The 17597-nt window shown below is 65.7% G+C and carries 19 protein-coding genes; 9 read left to right on the forward strand and 10 right to left on the reverse strand.

Annotated elements, in window-relative coordinates:
- From QTH91_RS01580 to QTH91_RS01600, 5 genes are all read right to left on the reverse strand, one after another.
- The gene (locus QTH91_RS01580) at positions 1-1041 is read right to left on the reverse strand and encodes a branched-chain amino acid ABC transporter permease (RefSeq protein ID WP_286658283.1); all 1041 of its coding nucleotides are present in this window, start codon (positions 1039-1041) and stop codon (positions 1-3) included.
- 133 nt (positions 1042-1174) lie between these two features.
- A complete protein-coding gene (locus QTH91_RS01585) occupies positions 1175-2311 on the reverse strand; it encodes an ABC transporter substrate-binding protein (RefSeq protein WP_286658284.1) in 1137 nt (378 codons plus the stop codon).
- Positions 2312-2344: 33 nt separating this feature from the next.
- Positions 2345-3109: an SDR family NAD(P)-dependent oxidoreductase gene (locus QTH91_RS01590; RefSeq protein WP_286658285.1), complete on the reverse strand. Its 765-nt coding sequence runs from the start codon at positions 3107-3109 to the stop codon at positions 2345-2347.
- Between the two features lie 34 nt (positions 3110-3143).
- A complete protein-coding gene (locus QTH91_RS01595; protein ID WP_286658286.1) occupies positions 3144-5009 on the reverse strand; it encodes a feruloyl-CoA synthase in 1866 nt (621 codons plus the stop codon).
- Positions 5006-5779 carry a crotonase/enoyl-CoA hydratase family protein gene (locus tag QTH91_RS01600; RefSeq protein WP_286658287.1) on the reverse strand — a complete coding sequence of 258 codons (774 nt, stop codon included), beginning with the start codon at positions 5777-5779 and terminating at the stop codon, positions 5006-5008. The genes QTH91_RS01595 and QTH91_RS01600 overlap by 4 nt, the downstream gene beginning before the upstream one ends.
- Positions 5780-5885: 106 nt before the next feature.
- On the opposite strand from QTH91_RS01600, the gene QTH91_RS01605 reads away from it, so the two are divergent.
- Positions 5886-6749: an amidohydrolase family protein gene (locus QTH91_RS01605; RefSeq protein ID WP_286658288.1), complete on the forward strand. Its 864-nt coding sequence runs from the start codon at positions 5886-5888 to the stop codon at positions 6747-6749.
- Positions 6750-6776: 27 nt separating this feature from the next.
- Here the strand turns inward: QTH91_RS01605 and kefC are convergent, their stop codons facing one another.
- Together kefC and kefF are read right to left on the reverse strand one after the other, a co-directional pair.
- The gene (gene kefC / locus QTH91_RS01610) at positions 6777-8654 is read right to left on the reverse strand and encodes a glutathione-regulated potassium-efflux system protein KefC (RefSeq protein ID WP_286658289.1); all 1878 of its coding nucleotides are present in this window, start codon (positions 8652-8654) and stop codon (positions 6777-6779) included.
- 2 nt (positions 8655-8656) lie between these two features.
- Positions 8657-9355, reverse strand: coding sequence for a glutathione-regulated potassium-efflux system oxidoreductase KefF (gene kefF / locus QTH91_RS01615; RefSeq protein WP_286658290.1), 699 nt, complete (start codon positions 9353-9355; stop codon positions 8657-8659).
- A gap of 118 nt (positions 9356-9473) precedes the next feature.
- Here kefF and QTH91_RS01620 point away from each other — a divergent pair, with 118 nt between their 5' ends.
- Both QTH91_RS01620 and QTH91_RS01625 read left to right on the forward strand, forming a co-directional pair.
- Positions 9474-10094: a ParA family protein gene (locus QTH91_RS01620; protein ID WP_286658291.1), complete on the forward strand. Its 621-nt coding sequence runs from the start codon at positions 9474-9476 to the stop codon at positions 10092-10094.
- A gap of 65 nt (positions 10095-10159) precedes the next feature.
- Entirely contained in the window at positions 10160-10621 is a 462-nt protein-coding gene (locus QTH91_RS01625) for a MaoC family dehydratase (protein WP_286658292.1), read from the forward strand.
- Here QTH91_RS01625 and QTH91_RS01630 read toward each other — a convergent pair whose 3' ends face one another.
- From QTH91_RS01630 to QTH91_RS01640, 3 genes are all read right to left on the reverse strand, one after another.
- Entirely contained in the window at positions 10622-10924 is a 303-nt protein-coding gene (locus QTH91_RS01630; RefSeq protein ID WP_286658293.1) for a DUF4148 domain-containing protein, read from the reverse strand.
- Positions 10925-11006: 82 nt separating this feature from the next.
- Positions 11007-11468, reverse strand: coding sequence for a tRNA (cytidine(34)-2'-O)-methyltransferase (locus tag QTH91_RS01635; RefSeq protein ID WP_286658294.1), 462 nt, complete (start codon positions 11466-11468; stop codon positions 11007-11009).
- A gap of 21 nt (positions 11469-11489) precedes the next feature.
- Positions 11490-12080 (reverse strand): ComF family protein, encoded by a 591-nt coding sequence (locus tag QTH91_RS01640; RefSeq protein ID WP_368389450.1) that lies wholly within the window; start codon positions 12078-12080, stop codon positions 11490-11492.
- A 193-nt stretch (positions 12081-12273) separates the two neighbouring features.
- Here QTH91_RS01640 and QTH91_RS01645 point away from each other — a divergent pair, with 193 nt between their 5' ends.
- The 6 genes from QTH91_RS01645 to QTH91_RS01670 all read left to right on the forward strand — a co-directional run bounded on the left by QTH91_RS01645 (position 12274) and on the right by QTH91_RS01670 (position 17592).
- Positions 12274-13200: a methyltransferase domain-containing protein gene (locus QTH91_RS01645; protein WP_286658296.1), complete on the forward strand. Its 927-nt coding sequence runs from the start codon at positions 12274-12276 to the stop codon at positions 13198-13200.
- Positions 13201-13356: 156 nt separating this feature from the next.
- Entirely contained in the window at positions 13357-13887 is a 531-nt protein-coding gene (locus QTH91_RS01650) for a DUF2244 domain-containing protein (RefSeq protein ID WP_286658297.1), read from the forward strand.
- Positions 13888-13911: 24 nt separating this feature from the next.
- Positions 13912-15087: a cytochrome c oxidase subunit II gene (gene coxB / locus QTH91_RS01655; protein ID WP_286658298.1), complete on the forward strand. Its 1176-nt coding sequence runs from the start codon at positions 13912-13914 to the stop codon at positions 15085-15087.
- A 39-nt stretch (positions 15088-15126) separates the two neighbouring features.
- On the forward strand, positions 15127-16761 hold the full coding sequence (gene ctaD / locus QTH91_RS01660) for a cytochrome c oxidase subunit I (protein WP_286658299.1): 1635 nt from the start codon (positions 15127-15129) through the stop codon (positions 16759-16761).
- A gap of 23 nt (positions 16762-16784) precedes the next feature.
- Positions 16785-16892 (forward strand): cytochrome oxidase small assembly protein, encoded by a 108-nt coding sequence (locus QTH91_RS01665; RefSeq protein WP_286658300.1) that lies wholly within the window; start codon positions 16785-16787, stop codon positions 16890-16892.
- Positions 16893-16911: 19 nt separating this feature from the next.
- The gene (locus QTH91_RS01670) at positions 16912-17592 is read left to right on the forward strand and encodes a cytochrome c oxidase assembly protein (RefSeq protein ID WP_286658301.1); all 681 of its coding nucleotides are present in this window, start codon (positions 16912-16914) and stop codon (positions 17590-17592) included.
- The last annotated feature ends 5 nt before the right edge of the window (positions 17593-17597 follow it).

Raw genomic sequence — 17597 nt, forward strand, 5'->3', positions numbered from 1 at the left:
TCAATGCTCTTCATCGGAATGGCCGGAAGCCAACGAGCGCCACAGCAGCACCGGCAGGATGATGGTGAACACGATCACTTCCTTGAAGGCGCTGGCCCAGAACGAACCGAAAGCCTCGATCACGCCGACCGACAGCGCGCCGATCAGCGCGCCGGGATAGCTGGCAAGCCCGGCGATCACCGCGGCGACGAAGCCCTTGAGGCCAATCAGGAATCCCGAGTCGTAGAACACGGTGGTGGTCGGCCCGATCAGCAGGCCCGACAGCGCGCCGATGGCCGCTGCGAGCGCGAAAGTGAGCCGGCCCGCGCCTTCGGTGGAGATGCCCATCAGGCGCGCACCCAGTCGATTGACCGCGGTCGCGCGCAGCGCCTTGCCATAGAGAGATCGTTCGAAGAACAGCCACAGCGCCACGATCAGCAGTGCCGACATGCCGAAGATCACCAGCGCCTGCCCGCTGACGTTGAGCGGGCCCAGCGGCATGCGCATGTCCCAGAACGACGGATTGCGAAAGCCCTCGGCGCCGAAGAACAGCAGCCCCAGGCCGGTCATGGCGAAGTGCACGCCCACAGATACGATCAGCAGCACCAGCGTGCTGGCGCCCGCCAGCGATTGGTACGCCACGCGGTAGACCAGCGGCCCGAAGGCGGTGACGATGCACACCGTGAGCACCGCCTGCACCAGCATCGGAAAGCCCTTCGGAGCGGCCCAGGCGGAGACGCCGGCCACCAGTGCGGCGGGCACGAAGGTGCGAAGCGCGGCGACCAGCGCCGGGCCCGGCCGACCACGATGCCGCCACACGCTGGCCAGGTCCATCAGCGCGGCCACGGCCGCCATGATCAGCAGCAGCCAGACCGTGCCCGGCACCTTGCCGGTCTGGAAGATGGCCAGCGTCAATGCCCCGTAGGCGACGAACTCGCCTTGCGGGATGAAGATGATTCGGGTCACGGTGAACACGAGCACGATGCACATGCCTAGCAAGGCATAGATCGCGCCGTTCGTGAGCCCATCCAGCATCAGGATGCTGGCAATCGAAAAGTCCATGTCGACAACTTCAAAACAGTAATACGCCCACTAACACTGCGCACCGCCCAACGCGCCACGCCGCAGGGTGCGCCCCCTCCCCGCAGGAGGAGGGGGAGGCGGAGCGCGAAGCGCACAGCCTGGGGGGGGATGCCTACTGCACCACCTTGAACTTCCCATCCACCACTTGCATCATGACGCCGGTCTCGTTGGTGTAGCCCCAGTGGTCCTGCGGCGTCCAGTTGAGCACGCCGTGCGAGATCACCGTGCGGCCCATCGTCTCGAAGGCGTCGCGCAGCGCAGCGCGGAATTCCGGCGTACCCGGTTGCGCCTTCTTCAATGCGATCGGCACGGCCTTTTCGAGGATCGTGTAGGCGTCGGTGCCGTGACCGGCGAACTGGTTGGCCGAAGCGGCGCCATAGGCCTTGGTATAGCCATCCAGGAATTCCAGCGCGGCCTTCTTGGAAGGGTTGCTGTCGGGCAGTTGCGCACCCAGCATCGCCGGGCCGGACACGACGAAGGTGCCGTCCGCATCCTTGCCGGCCACGCGCATCAGGTCAGGCGTGGCGGCGGCGTGGGTCTGATAGACCTTGCCCTTGTAGCCACGCTCCATGATCGCCTTTTGCGGCATGCCGGCGCCGCTGCCCGAAGCCACGATCAGGATGGCGTCCGGATTGGCCGAGGTCAGCTTCAGGGCCTGCGCCGTCACGCTGGTGTCGGCGCGAGCGAAGCGCTCGGTGCCGACGATCTTCATGCCGTTCTTGCCGGCCTCTTCGGTCAGGGCCTTGAGCCACAGTTCGCCATAGGCATCGGTGTAGCCGAGGAAGCCGATGGTCTTGATGCCCTGCTTCTTCATGTGCTCGACCATGGCGTAGGCCATGACGTTGTTCGACTGCGGCAGGCGGAAGAACCACTTGTCCTTGCCCGGCGGAAGGCCGGCGGGCGATGTGGCCAGTTGCGGCGTCTGCGCTTCGGCAGTCACGTCGGCCATCGGAATGGCGACCGGCGTGGCGGAGGAGCCGATGATCACGTCCACCTTGTCTTCGGTGACCAGGCGTTGCGCGGCCTTGACGCCGGCCGTCGGATCGCTGGCATCGTCGAGCACCACCAGCTTGATGTTCTGGCCGGCCACGGTCTTGGGCCAGATCATGATGGCGTTCTTCACCGGAATGCCCAGGCCGGATGCGGGGCCGGTGAGCGGCTGCACCACGCCCACCGTCAGGTCGGCATGGGCAACGCCCGCCAGGGTCAGGGCCAGCAGGCTGGCAAGCAGGGTCTTCTTGGTCTTCATGGGAGCTGTCTCCTCGGTGGGTGGAAAAACTTCTTAGCGCGGCGCCATGCGCAGGGCGCCATCGAGCCGGATCACCTCGCCATTGAGGTGGCCGTTGGTGACGAAGTGGCAGGCCAACTCGGCAAATTCGGAAGGCTGTCCCAGGCGCGGCGGGAAGGGAATGGAAGCCGCCAGCGATTGCTGGACCGCCTCCGGCAACTCCATGAGCAGCGGCGTGGCGAAAAGCCCTGGCGCGATGGTGCACACGCGGATGCCATGCTGCGCGAGGTCCCGCGCCATCGGCAGGGTCATGCCCACCAGGCCCCCTTTGGATGCGCTGTAGGCCTGCTGGCCCACCTGGCCGTCGAAGGCGGCCACCGATGCGGTGAACAGGATCACGCCGCGCTCGCCACCGTCGAGCGCGGGCAGCTTGGCGCAGGCGGCGGCGAACAGGCGGCTCACGTTGTAGGCGCCCACCAGGTTGACGTTGACCACGCGCTGGAAGTCTTCCAGCGGGGCCGGGTTGCCGTCCTTGCCGACGATGCGCTTGGCCGTGCCAATGCCTGCGATGTTCATCAGCAGCCGCGCAGGACCATGCGCCTTCTCGGCGGCCTGCAGGGCGGCGGTGACACTGGCGGTGTCGGTGATGTCGCATTCGCAGGCGATGCCGCCGATCTCGTCGGCCACCTTGCGCGCCAGTTCGAGGTTGCGATCGAGGATGGCGACCTTGGCGCCCTTGGCGGCCAATGCGCGGGCCGTGGCTTCGCCCAGGCCCGAAGCGCCGCCGGTGACCAAGGCGGCTTGGGAATCGATGTTCATCTGGTTCGTCTCCTTGAAGAGCGTCTTGCTTGTTTCAGGCCTTGGGCAGCAGGGTGAAGGGCAGCGTGCCTCCGTGCAGCGCCTCGACCAATGCGGCCCGGTGCTTGAGCACGGCGCGCTGGTTGATGGAGCCCTTGTCCGTCACCTCGCCCTTGTCGATCGAAGGCGGGTCGGCCATCAGGTGCATGCGTGCCACGCGGCTGGCGCTGCCGGTGGCGCTGGCCGCCAGCGTGTCGAGCACGGTCTGGAAGTGCGCCTGCACCGGCGCGCTTTCCAGCACCTGCTTCATCGGGGTATCGACCGGCAATCCCGCAAGCTGGCGCACGGCCTGCGTCGGGAAGATGAGCGCGCCGACCTCCTTCATGTTCAGGCCGGTCAGCACCGCATCCTGGACATAGGGTGCGCCGGCCGCAATGATCTTCGCGCGCATCGGCCCCACGCTGACGAAGGTGCCCGTCGTGAGCTTGAAGTCCTCGGCGATGCGGCCATCGAAGCGCAGGCCGCGATGGATGTCGTTGGGGTCGATCCAGGTCACGGCATCGCCCGTGCAGAAGTAGCCTTCCTCGTCGAAGGCCTCGGCGGTCGCCTGTGCATCGCGCCAGTAGCCGGGCGTGACGTTGGGGCCGCGATAGCGCACCTCGGTCTTGCCGTCCACGTCCACCAGCTTGAGCGACAGGCCCGGCGTGGGCAGGCCCAGGTCGCCCGAAGTGACTTCCGGGCCGGAGATGTACAGCGCAAACGGACCGGATTCGGTCATTCCCAGGCCGGTTCCCATCACGATGCGCTCGCCGATCTCTTCTTCCTGCGTGCGGTGCAGGCTGTCCCACACGGCTTGCGGCAGCGCAGCGCCGGCGTAGAAGAACATGCGAACGCGCGACAGCAGCGTCTTGCGCAGATGCGCATCGTCGCGCATGGCCTGGGCGATGGCCTCGAAGCCCGTGGGGACGTTGAAGTAGATGGTGGGCGAGATCTCGCGCAGGTTGCGCAGCGTCTCGGCCATGCCGGCGGCGGTGGGGCGGCCATCGTCGATGTACAGCGTGCCGCCGTTGTTCAGCACGATGCCCACGTTGTGGTTGCCACCGAAGGTGTGGTTCCAGGGCAGCCAATCGATCAGTACCGGCGGCTCCTCGGTCAGCGCGGGGATCGACTGCCGCAGCTGCTGCTGGTTTGCGCACCACATGCGGTGCGTGTTGATCACCGCCTTGGGCATCTTGGTCGAACCCGAGGTGAAGAGGAACTTGGTGATCGTGTCGGGCCCCGTCGCCTGCATGGCGGCATCGATGGCCGGCGTGGGTTCGGTGGCCAGCAGCGAGGCGAACGGCGTCACGTCGCGGCCGGGCAGGTCGCCTTCGGCCAGCACCACTTCGACATCGGGTCCGACCGTGGCGGCGATGGCGCGGCCGAAGCGCTTGGCGTCGTGGGCAAACACCAGGCCCGGCGTGAGCGTGGCCAGCACGTGGCGCAGCTTGTCGAAGTCCTGGCTGACCACGGAATAGGGCGGCGACACGGAACAATGCGGCACGCCGGCGTAGAGGCAGCCCAGCTTGAGCAACGCGTGCTCGATGCCGTTCTCCGACAGGATGGCGACGGGGCGCTCTTGCGACAGACCGCGGTCGATCAGCGCCTGGCCGATGCGGCGCGCGGCGTCCAGTGCCTGCGCGTAGGTGACGTGGATCCAGTCGCCCGTGCTGCCGTCGGGCAGCCGCTCGCGGCGCGCGATCATGGTGCGCTGCGGCGCGACCTCGGCCCAATGGCGCAGGCGGTCGGTGATGCGCTCGCAGTAGGGCGCCAGGGGCACTTCGGCCTCGAGGTAGCGCACGCCGGGCGCGCCCTCGCGCAGCACGCCGCGGGTGACGCCGAACTCCAGCCGGCGGTAGCGAGCGGCGGTCGAAGTGCTCATCCCTTGGTCACCTTGGCCGCGCGGCCTTCGAGGAAGTCGCTCAGGCGCCGCTTGGCCTCGGGGGCGGACTGCGCAATGGCGCAGATCAGCGATTCGGTGAAGAAGCCGTGGTCGGCGTTCTGGTCGGCGATGCGCGGCAAAGCGTGCATCAATGCGTAGTTGGTCAACGGCGCGTTTTCCGCGATGCGGCGCGCCAGCTCCATGGCCTTGTCGAAGGCGGTGCCTTCGGGCACCAGGTATTGGGCAAAGCCGGCACGCTCGCCGGCCTCGGCGTCGTAGACGCGGCCGGTGAGCATCATGTCCGTCATGCGGGCCACGCCGATCAGGCGCGGAATGCGCACCGATCCGCCGCCACCGACGAAGATGCCACGCGAGCCTTCGGGCAAGGCATAGAAGGTGGTGCTGTCGGCCACGCGGATGTGGCAGGCGCTGGCCAGTTCCAGACCGCCGCCGACCACGGCGCCGTGCAGGGCTGCCACCACCGGCACCGGGCCGTGCTGGATGCGCTCTAGCGCCGCATGCCACATGCGCGAGTGGTGCATGCCTTGGGCCGCATCGCGCTCCTTCAGCTCGGAAAGGTCGAGGCCCGCGCAGAAATGCGGCCCTTCGCCATCGATGACCGCGGCACGCACGGTGTCGGGCAGTTGTTCGAATGTGTCGCGCAGGGCCAGAATGAGGCCGTCGTTCAGCGCGTTGCGCTTGGTGGCGCGCGTCAGGCGGATCACGGCGATCTCGCCTTGCAGTTCAAGTTTCAAATCAGCGTTCGACATATTTGCATCCCAGGGGTTGAATCGATTATGGTTATGACAAATAATCAATTCAAGCTCGAAATCAGGTCCAACCCTAAGGACTTACCCGCATCCCGGAGACACTCGAATGGACATTGAAAACCTTATTGCCATCGACACGCACACGCACGCCGAAGTCAGTTGCTGGAACCCATTCGACAACTACGGCGAGGAATACGATCGCGCCGCCGACAAGTACTTCCGGTCGAGCCGGCGTCCGACCATTCAGGAAAGCATCGACTACTACCGCGAGCGCAAGATCGGCTTCGTCATGTTCGGTGTCGACGCCGAGTCCAACATGGGCCGCCGCCGGATTCCCAACGAAGAGATTGCCGAGGCAGCGCAAAAGAACCCCGACGTGATGATCGCGTTCGGCAGCGTCGATCCTCATAAGGGCAAGATGGGTGCGCGCGAGGCGCGGCGGTTGATCGAGGAGCACGGCGTTCGCGGCTTCAAGTTCCATCCCACCGTTCAGGGCTATCACCCGTACGACCGCATGGCCTGGCCCATCTATGAGGTGATCGCCGAGCACAAGCTGCCGGCGGTCTTCCATACCGGGCACAGCGGCATCGGTTCTGGCATGCGCTGTGGCGGCGGGCTGCGGCTGGAATACAGCAACCCCATGCACCTGGACGACGTGGCCATTGACTTCCCGGACATGCAGATCATCATGGCCCACCCCAGCTTCCCTTGGCAGGACGAGGCGCTGTCGGTGGCCACGCACAAGCCGAACGTCTGGATCGACCTGTCCGGCTGGAGCCCCAAGTACTTTCCCAAGCAACTGGTGCAGTACGCCAACACGCTGCTGAAGGACCGCATCCTGTTCGGAAGCGACTATCCGCTCATCACCCCCGACCGGTGGATGAAGGACTTCGAGGATGCGGGCTTCAAGCCCGAAGTGATGCCCGGAATCCTGAAGGGCAATGCGGCCAGGCTCCTGGGCTTGAGCTGAGTCGGCGAGCGGCCGCCAGCGCGGCCATCACTGTTTTGTCGCAACCGGCAGCGATTCGTCCTGGCGCGACGGGTCTTCCTCTTCGGTCCACCCGGTCACCGCCCGCTTGCGGCGCACTTCGCGCTCCTTGGCCATCTGTTCTTCCATCTGCTGACGGCCCGCCTTGGCCGCGCTGATGAGTTGGGCTCGGTCCTTGTAGAGGGGATGCGACTCTTCCGCGAAGCGGATGTTGAGCTGGCGAAAGCGCATGGTGCTTTCGCGCGCCTCGTGTGCTGGCCAGCCCAGCACTTCCAGCACTTGCCTTGCGCTTCGCAGCGACGATTCGAACAGCTCGCGTTCGGCCAGGTGCACGTCACGATCGCGCAACTGGTACCAGTGATTGAGGTTGCGTGCCCGCGCCACGATGCGGGTGTCTGGAAAGTGTTCGCGCGCCAGATCGACGATCTCCAGCGATTGCTCCACGTCGTCGACGGCCACCACCAGCACCTTGGCCGTGGCGGCGCCGGCGGTGCGCAGCAAATCAAGGCGCGTTGCGTCGCCGTAAAACACCCGAAAGCCGAACTGGCGCAGGCCTTCGACCGTGTCGGGGTCGTGATCGAGCACGGTCACCTTCAGGCCTTGCGCGCTCATCACGCGGCCGATGATCTGGCCGTAGCGGCCAAAACCGCAGATCACGACCTTGGCTTCCTGCGGCTCCGAGATTTCTTCCATCGTCCGCTGGCCATGGCTGCGCCAGTGCGGCGCCACCCAGCGATCGATGGCCACCAGCAGCAGCGGCGACAACAGCATCGACAAAGCCACCGCTCCGATCAGGAACGACGACACCTCGTGCGGCAGAACGTCCGGGCCGGCGGCCTGGAACACGACGAAGGCGAATTCGCCGCCCTGGGCCAGCAGCAGCGTGAACACGGGGCGTTCGGGCACGGGCAGCTTCATCACCTTGGCCAGTCCGTAGATCGCCACCATCTTGACGAGCATGAAGCCGAACACCACCAGGGCCATCCAGCCCGGATGCGCCATCAGCACGCCGAAGTCGATGCTCATGCCCACGGCGATGAAGAACAGCCCCAGCAGCAGGCCCTTGAAGGGTTCGATGTCGGTTTCGAGCTCGCGCCGGTATTCGCTTTCGGCCAGCAGCACGCCCGCGAGAAAGGCGCCCAGGGCCATCGACAGGCCCATCAACTGCATCAGCGCCGCGATGGCCACCACAAGCAGCAACGATGCCGCCGTAAAGATCTCGGGTGTGCGGCTGGCGGCAATCCAGCGCAAGGCCGGGCGCAGGAGCAGCCGGCCGCCGAGCACGATGCCGGCCACTACGGCGACGATCTTGGCGCCTTCGATCGCCCTTTGCGTGCCGCTCATGGCCAGCGTCGGGTCGGGGTTCACGGCAAGAAGCGGCAGCAGCGCGAGGATCGGGATGGCAGCCACGTCCTGGAAGAGCAGGATCGAGAACGAGGCCTGGCCGCTCTCGGTGCGCAGCAGGTTGCGTTCGCCCATCACTTGCAGCGCGATGGCGGTGGACGACAGGGCCAGTCCGAGTGCGGCCACTGTGGCGATGTGCCAATCAATGCCGGCAGCCACGGCCACCCCGAAAATCAGCGCCGCGCACAGCAACACCTGTGCGGAGCCCGCGCCGAAGATCGGCCGGCGCAGGTTCCAAAGCCGCTTGGGCTCCAGCTCCAGGCCGACCAGGAAGAGCATGAGCACCACACCGAACTCGGCGAAGTGCAGCACGTCTTCGGTGTTGCCCACGAGCTTGAAGCCCCACGGCCCGATGACGATGCCGGCCGCCAGGTAGCCGATGATGGAGCCCAGGCCCAACGCCTTCGACAGCGGCACCACCGCCACGGCGGCGCCAAGGTAGATGAGCGAGTTGACCAGCCAGGCCGGCGATGCGTGCTCCATGCTCAGGCCTCCTGGATCAGTGGGCGCGGGGCGTCGTTGGCGGCAATGCCGTCATCGGTGCTGCTGTCGGCCTGAGGGCGGTCTGTCTGAGGCACGACGCAGCGCGGGCAGGGGGCGATCTCGTCCATCTCCGGCCAGTCGGGGTAGGTGCGCAGGCGATGTTCGAACACCTGCGCATGCGCCTCGATCTCTGAGGGGCCGGCACTGCGCGCTCCGTGTAACACCAGCGGCGGCAGAAAGCGCATGCCGCACAGCGCTGCCGTCTGCTCGTAGGGCGGCAGGAAGGCGTCGAAGAAATAGCGGTTGTAGCCGCTGGGGTGGTAGCTCGATTCGGGTCCGCCGGTGCTGGCGGCCAGCCAGAAGTCCTTGCCCTGAAGCGCGTAGCGTCCGGTGCCGTACGCCCAGCCATAGGTCAGCACTTCATCGAGCCACAGCTTTTGCAGCGGCGGCATCGAATACCACTGGATGGGATGCATCAGCACCAGGAGGTCGGCCTTCAGCAAGCGCTGCTGCTCGGCCTCGACGTCGATCACGTAGTCCGGATAGCTGGCGTAAAGGTCGTTCACATCGACGTCGGCCACCGCGCGCGCGGCTTGCAGCAGGCGACGATTGACATGGGATTCGCGCCAATGCGGATGCGCGGCGATCAGGTAGATGCGGGGGGAGGCTGAGGCCGCCGGCTCGGGTGCGATCTGTGACATGGCGCGAACATAGCGCACACCGCGCCGACGCGTGCAGCCGGCCATCATCGTGGCCGTCATCCTCAAAGGTTACGGGCCTGATACATTGCTTTGCTTCGGACGAACTGGAGGAGCGCTCATGCCGGTGGTTCTGGTGGCCAACCCAAAGGGTGGCGTCGGTAAGTCAACCCTTGCGACCCAGGTCGCTGGCTACTTTGCCAGCCGCGGCCGCGCAGTGATGCTGGGCGATGTCGACCGTCAGCAGTCTTCCCGGCTCTGGTTGAGCCTCAGGCCGCCAGCGGCCGCGCCCATCGCAACCTGGGAAGCGACCGACAACGAAGGGGTGGTTCGCCCGCCCAAGGGCACCACCCATGCGGTGCTGGATTCGCCCGCTGGCCTGCACGGCAAGCGCTTGCGCCAGGTTCTGGCGCTGGCGGATCGGGTGATCGTGCCGCTTCAGCCCAGCATCTTCGACATCTACGCCACGCGCGACTTTCTCGACCAACTCAATGCAGAGCGCAATGCTGCCAAGACGCGGGTCGGCTTGATCGCCATGCGCGTGGACGGTCGCACCCTCGCGGCAGAACGCCTGCGCGAGTTCACTGCGGGCCTGGGCCTGCCGGTAGTCGGCGAGCTGCGCGACACGCAGAACTACGTGCAGCTGGCTGCCCGCGGGCTGAGCGTTTTCGACGTGGCGCCCGGGCGGGTGCAGCGCGATCTGGAGCAGTGGCAGCCGATCTGCGACTGGCTGGAGCACTGAGACGAGCCGCGTTTGTCACCTGCCCGACAAGCGCCATCACCCCGGCACGGATAGAGTGCGCTGCCATGACCAAGAAGACTTTCAAGACGCTCCAGGACCTGGCTGCCTGCGTTGGCCAGCACGTCGCGACCAGTGACTGGATCACCGTCACCCAGCAGCAGGTGAACCAGTTCGCCGAGGCCACGGGCGACCATCAATGGATCCACGTCGACATCGAGAAGGCCAAGGCCGGCCCGTTCGGCGCGCCGATCGCCCACGGCTTTCTGACGCTGTCACTGCTGCCCTTGTTCTTCCAGGATGCGATCGAGGTTGAGCAGGCACGCATGGGCGTGAACTACGGCCTCAACCGCGTGCGCTTCATGTCGCCGGTGCCCGTGGGCAGCCGGCTGCGCGCTCAGATGAAGCTGCTGAGCTGCGAGCCGATCGACAACGCGGGCGTCCAGATGGTGTGGGAGACCACCATCGAACTGGAGGGCGCCGCCAAGCCGGCCTGCGTGGCCGAATCGGTCGTGCGCCGTTACGCATGATCAGTTGGTGGTGGGGCCCATTTCGCCATACCAGGCGGATCCGTCCCGGGTGGACATGACAGCCTGACGGCGTACCTGCTCGCGCGTGGTGTCGCTTTGCACCGTCATCACGCCGGTGCTGCCTTCGTTAACCGGCAGGGGGTTGAGCGCTTCGGCACGGACTTCGGCGCGCGTGCGGGTGGATTCGAAGGCGGGCGGAGCCATTGGATATTCCTCCCCCTGGAAGGCCAGGGCGCTCCCGGCAAAGGTGCAAGCGGCGCTGCCCAGCGCGACGATAAGCGTGAGGCGATTGCGAACTGTCATGACGATGCTCCAAGAAGAGTTGCGATGAACTCTCTACGCAGCCGTGGCGCGCTCGGATCTTCTTGCGCATGTCAGACGAAGGCTAATGAAACCCGTTCTGGCGCCAGGCCTCGAACACCGTCACCGCCACGGCGTTCGACAGGTTGAGGCTACGCTGGCCTTCGCGCATGGGCAGTCGCAGGCGCTGCTGCGGGGCAAATCCATCGCGCAGCTCAGGGGCGAGGCCGCGCGTCTCGCAGCCGAACACCAGCCAGTCGCCGGGCTGGAAACTCACTTCATGCACAGGCCGGCTGCCCCGCGTAGTCATGGCGAACATGCGCTCGACGGGCGGGCGCTCGGCCTCGATCAAGGCTTGCCAGCTGGCGTGACGCCGCACCGGCGCGTATTCGTGATAGTCCAGTCCGGCGCGCCGCAGCAGGCGGTCGTCCATCGAAAAGCCCAAAGGCTCCACCAGGTGCAATGCGCAGCCGGTGTTGGCTGCCAGGCGAATCACGTTGCCGGTGTTAGGGGGGATTTCCGGCTCGACCAGGACGATGTTGAACATGCGCCGATTGTCGCCGCGGCCTCAGCCTGCTTCGGCCGGCAACTCCGTGCGCGCGAAGACCAGCGCGCTGACGCTTTCGGCACCGGCCGCACGCAGCGTCAGCGCGGCGGCATGGAGCGACGCGCCGCTCGTCATCACGTCGTCGACCAGCAGGACCTGCGCACCTTTCAGCCGATTCGCGTGTTTCGGGGCGACGGCAAATGCGCCCTGTAGGTTGGCCAGGCGCGCCTTTCGGTCAAGTTGACTTTGCGCAGGCGTCTCGCGAACGCGCACGAGCAGGTGCGCATCGAGCCTGGACGGCGGCGCCAGGCGGCGAGCCAGTTCCAGCGCCTGATTGAAGCCGCGCTCGCGCAGCCGGCCCGGCGCCAGCGGCATGGGCAAGACGACCTGGGCCGATTCCAGCAGCGCTTCCGCCCAGGGTGTGCTTCGCATCAGGCTCGCGATGGACGTGGCCAGGCCGGGCTCGCCCTGAAACTTGAAGCGGCCGATGTGCTCCGGCCACGGCCAGGTGTAGTCGCAGCAGGCGACCACGCGGTCCAGCGGGGGAGGCTGGCGCAGACACTGGTCGCAGCACGCGTCGCCCGACGTCGCGGTGCCGGCCGGGGCGGCCAAGGGGAGGGCGCAACGCCGGCAACGCGGGACCGGGCTGGCAAAGCGGGCGGCGCAGTCGTCGCACACGGTCCGCGTCGGCCAGGCCCGGCAGATCGCGCAGCGTCCGGGTAGGCGCTCATGCCAGGCCCGGCGCCAAGGCCATGCGGATGGGGCGACGGTGACGTTGCGCATGGCTCAATATACTTGCCGCCCCATGTCCGAGCCCCAAGCCACGCGGCGTCCGCCGACCATCGATGCCGTTGCCGCCGCGCGCTGGGCACGCCAACCCGCCATCCCCGCCTCGCCCTGGCTGCACGAGGAGATTGGGCGCCGCATGCAGGAGCGGCTGCAGTGGATCAAGGCGACTCCCGCATCCTGGCTGGACTGGGCGCCATTGCGCGGCGGGCTGGAAGCGCACGCGCTGGTGGCGCAGCGCTATCCGCAGGCGCAGTCCTTCGTTCTTGAGCCCGAGGCGACCCTGATGGCCGCCACGCAGGCCGCGCTGGCGGCGCCGTGGTGGAGCGCCAAGCGCTGGCGGGGCGCGCAGCCACGCTTCGGGGCGCAGTCGGTGCCGGAGGAAGGCGTCGATCTGCTGTGGGCAAACATGGCGCTGCACGCGGCGTCCGATCCGCAATCCCTGATCGCCACGTGGCACCAAAGGGTGGCGGTCAACGGCTTCCTGATGTTCTCTTGCCTGGGCCCCGACACCCTGCGGGAACTGCGCTCGCTCTACCAGGAAGCGGGCTGGCCGCCGGCCGGGCACGAGTTCACCGACATGCATGACTGGGGCGACATGCTGGTCGGCGCCGGTTTTGCCGAGCCGGTCATGGACATGGAGCACATCCAGTTGAGCTGGAGTTCGCCCCAGGCTTGCCTGGCCGAACTTCGAACGATTGGACGCAACTTGCACCCCGCGCGCTTCCCGGCGTTGCGCGGACGCCAATGGCTGGCCCGGCTGCACGAAAAATTGAGCGAGCGAGCGTCGCGTTCGAGCGACGGGCGGCTGTCGATGACCGTCGAAATCGTCTACGGGCATGCTTTCAAGCCCGCTCCCCGGGTGGCCCTGTCGCCCCAGAGCGCGGTGTCTCTTCGGGACATGCGAACCATGCTCCAGCAGGGCCGCTCCGGCGGAGGTGGATAGCGCGCAACAACGACTCCTAAGTCCGCGTCAACCCTGGAGAACCCCAGGAAAATTCACCCGTACAATGCCTCGTTGCGCGAACATACGTCCTCGCTTTCCTGGCCCGAGCAACGACAGTTCTGAGGGCCGATCTGCCTCGAAAAACTGAACTCGCACGTGCCGAATTCCGTGTTCCGTTTTGCCACCGTCTCCGGCCAGGGAATCCGCTGGCTGTTGAGGCGCAACTGCTCGGTTACCCCGAGCCAGTTGGGTTGGCTTTACGCATCGCTGTGTTTGGTTTCGCTGTTGATCGGGGCGGGTTTCTGGTGGCATGGCGCCCCGTTGGTGATGCCCTTTGCATGGGTCGAGCTGGCGGCGGTGGGTGTTGCATTCCTGGTCTATGCCAGGCACGCCGCGGACGGCGAGACGATCGAGCTGCAGGAGGGGCGGCTGGTCGTCGAGCTGGAAAACGGAGGGCGTTGGGAGCGCACGGAATTCTTGCCGCACCAGGTGCGGGTCGAGCCTGAAGTCAGCGATCGGTCGCTGATCACGGTCTCGGGTCAGGGTCGTTCAGTCAAGGTGGGCCGGTTCGTGCGGCCCGAACTTCGGGCGGCGCTGGCGCGGGAGATCCGCATGGCACTGCGCGCCATGCCCGAGCAAGGGCATCGCGCGGTGTACTCCAAGCCGATGGTCTGGCCGATGGGTTAACTGGAAAACAAAGAAGTGAACACGATGAAGAGCAAGTGGTACAAGCCGGCGAATCTGTTCCTGGCGGCTGGCGCGGCATTCAGCGGGGCGGCCTGGGCCGTCAACGACCTGCCCGGAGGGCCGTCCGTTCGCCAGTTGAATCTGCCCGTTGGCGTCACCAAGATCGCTGAGGAACAGCACAGCCTGCACAACTGGATGCTGATCCTGTGCACGGTGATCTTCATCGCCGTCTTCGCTGTCATGTTCTATTCGATCTGGAAGCACCGCAAGTCGGTGGGCCACAAGGCGGCCAACTTCCATGAGTCGGTGGTGGTCGAGGTCATCTGGACGGTCGTGCCGTTCATCATCGTGATCCTGATGGCGCTGCCGGCCACCAAGATCCTGGTCGCCCAGAAGGACACCACCAACGCCGACCTGACCATCAAGGTCACCGGCTACCAGTGGAAGTGGGGCTACGACTACATCAAGGGCGAAGGCGAGGGCCTGGGCTTCATCTCCACCCTGCTGCCCGAGCACCGCGCGTTTTCCAATGCGGGCGCCAAGGGCAACGTGCCCGACAACTACCTGTTCGAGGTGGACAACCCGCTGGTGGTGCCGGTCGATCGCAAGATCCGCATCATCACCACCGCGTCCGACGTGATCCACGCCTTCGCCGTGCCGCAGTTCGGCATCAAGCAAGACGCCATTCCCGGCTTTGTGCGCGACACCTGGTTCCGTGCCGAGAAGGTGGGCGACTACTACGGGCAGTGCCAGGAGCTTTGCGGCAAGGAGCACGCCTACATGCCGATCCACGTGAAGGTGGTGTCCGCCGCCGAATACGCCACCTGGGTCGACACGAAGCGCAAGGAAGCTGCTGCCAAGCAGGACGATCCGAACAAGGTCTGGACCCTGCCGGACATCCTGGCGCGCGGCGAAAAAGTCTATGCCGCCAATTGCGCGGCCTGCCACCAGGCCAACGGAAAGGGCGCCGGCCCGATCAAGGCGCTCGACGCCTCTGCGATCGTGCTCGATGCCGACCATGCCAAGCAGATCGACGTGATCCTCCAGGGTCGCAACAACGGCGCCATGCCCTCGTGGAAGCACCTGAGCGATACCGACATCGCGGCGGTGGCGAGCTTCACGAAGAACGCCTGGTCGAACAAGACCGGCCAGCTTGTCCAGCCTGCAGAAGTGCTGGCCGAGCGCAAGAAGCTGCAATAAGCGCCACGACGACGAAGCGATAAGCCAAGGAAGACCGAAATGAGTGCAGTCCTCGATCCCCACGGACACGCCGGCGACCACGCGCACGACGACCATCACGACCACCACGCGCCCACGGGTTGGCGTCGCTGGGTGTTTGCCACCAACCACAAGGACATCGGGACGCTCTACCTGCTGTTCTCGTTCGCGATGCTGATCGTGGGCGGGATCCTGGCGCTGGGCATCCGCGCCGAGCTGTTCCAGCCCGGCCTGCAACTGGTGAACCCCGAGCTGTTCAACCAGCTCACCACCATGCACGGCCTGATCATGGTGTTCGGCGCCATCATGCCGGCCTTCGTGGGCTTCGCGAACTGGATGATCCCGCTGCAGATCGGCTGCTCGGACATGGCTTTCGCCCGCATGAACAACCTCAGCTTCTGGCTGCTGATCCCGGCGGCGTTGATGCTGGTGGGCTCGTTCTTCATGCCCGGTGGCGCTCCGGCAGCCGGCTGGACGCTCTACGCACCGCTCACGCTGCAGATGGGCCCCTCGATGGATGCCGGCATCTTTGCCATGCACATCATGGGTGCCAGCTCGATCATGGGCTCGATCAACATCATCGTGACCATCCTGAACATGCGCGCACCGGGCATGACGCTCATGAAGATGCCGCTGTTCTGCTGGACCTGGCTGATCACCGCATATCTGCTGATCGCAGTGATGCCCGTGCTGGCCGGCGCCATCACGATGACGCTGACGGATCGCCATTTCGGCACCAGCTTCTTCAACCCCGCCGGCGGCGGCGACCCGGTGATGTATCAACACATCTTCTGGTTCTTCGGCCACCCCGAGGTCTACATCATGATCTTGCCGGCCTTCGGCATCATCAGCCAGATCGTGCCGGCCTTTGCCCGCAAGAAGCTGTTCGGCTACGCGTCGATGGTCTACGCCACCAGTTCGATCGCAATCCTCTCGTTCATCGTGTGGGCGCACCACATGTTCACCACCGGCATGCCGGTGACGGGCCAGTTGTTCTTCATGTACGCGACCATGCTGATCGCCGTACCGACCGCAGTGAAGATCTTCAACTGGATCGCAACCATGTGGCAGGGCTCGATGACCTTCGAGACGCCCATGCTGTTCGCCGTCGGCTTCATCTTCGTGTTCACGATGGGTGGGTTCACCGGCCTGATCCTGGCCATGGCGCCCATCGACATCCAGCTGCAGGACACCTACTACGTGGTGGCGCACTTCCACTACGTGCTGGTGGCGGGGTCGCTCTACGCCATGTTCGCGGGCTACTACTACTGGGCGCCCAAGTGGACGGGCGTCATGTATGACGAGATGCGCGGCAAGATCCACTTCTGGTGGTCGCTGATCTCGTTCAACGTCACCTTCTTCCCGATGCACTTCCTGGGCCTGGCAGGCATGCCGCGCCGCTATGCCGACTACCCGATGCAGTTTGCAGACTTCAATGCGGTGGCCTCGGTCGGTGCTTTTGCCTTCGGCCTGGCGCAGGTGTATTTCTTCTTCTTCATCGTGCTGCCGACCATGCGCGGCAAGGGCGAGCCGGCACCCCAGAAGCCTTGGGAGGGTGCCGAGGGCCTCGAGTGGGAAGTGCCGTCGCCCGCGCCTTTCCACACCTTCGAGACTCCGCCGAAGCTCGATGCCACCGCCACGCGAGTGGTCGGCTGAACGGCACCTGACCGCCTCCAAGCATGACACCCGATCAGAAGAAGAACAACCGGCGTCTGGGCCTCATCCTGGCCTCGATCGCTGTCGTGTTCTTCATCGGTTTCATGGCGCGGATGATCTTCGTCCGCTAGAAGCAGGCCGCGCGGCGCCATGTCCCAAGCTCAACGCAAGGCGGAACGCACCCGGCGCGGCAACCTGCGCATGGTGGGCAAGCTCGCGGTGGTCACGGCCGGCATGTTCGCCTTCGGCTACGCGCTGGTGCCGATGTACCGCGCCATCTGCGAAGTCACGGGGATCAACATCCTGGCGCTGTCCGAACTGCAGGTGCCTGGCGGCGCCTCGGGCGGCAAGGACGTGAAGCTGGGCAATTCGCAGGTCGACAGGTCCCGCACCATCACCGTCGAGTTCGACGCCAATGCCCGCGGCCTGTGGGAATTCCACCCTGAAGTGCGTTCGATGCAGGTGCATCCGGGCGAACTGAACACGGTGATGTACGAGTTCCAGAACACGCAGAACCGCCGTATGGCCGCGCAGGCCATTCCGAGCTACGCGCCACAGCAGGCGGCGCCGTATTTCAACAAGCTCGAGTGCTTCTGCTTCAACCAGTACACCTTGCAGCCCGGCGAAAGCAAGAACTGGCCAGTGGCCTTCGTGATCGATCCGAAGATATCCAAAGACGTCAAGACGATCACGCTGTCCTATACGTTCTTCGAAGTGGGTTCATCGGTGCCCGCGGCGCCTGCCGCTTCGAATCCGGCGCCGGCAGTCGCGTCGAAGCCCGTTCCGGCAGCGACTGCAGCCGCCTCGGTCGCGACCGAGCCTCGCTCTTGAGTGCG

The organism is Variovorax dokdonensis, assembly GCF_030316895.1.
Taxonomy (GTDB): Bacteria; Pseudomonadota; Gammaproteobacteria; order Burkholderiales; family Burkholderiaceae_C; genus Variovorax; species Variovorax dokdonensis.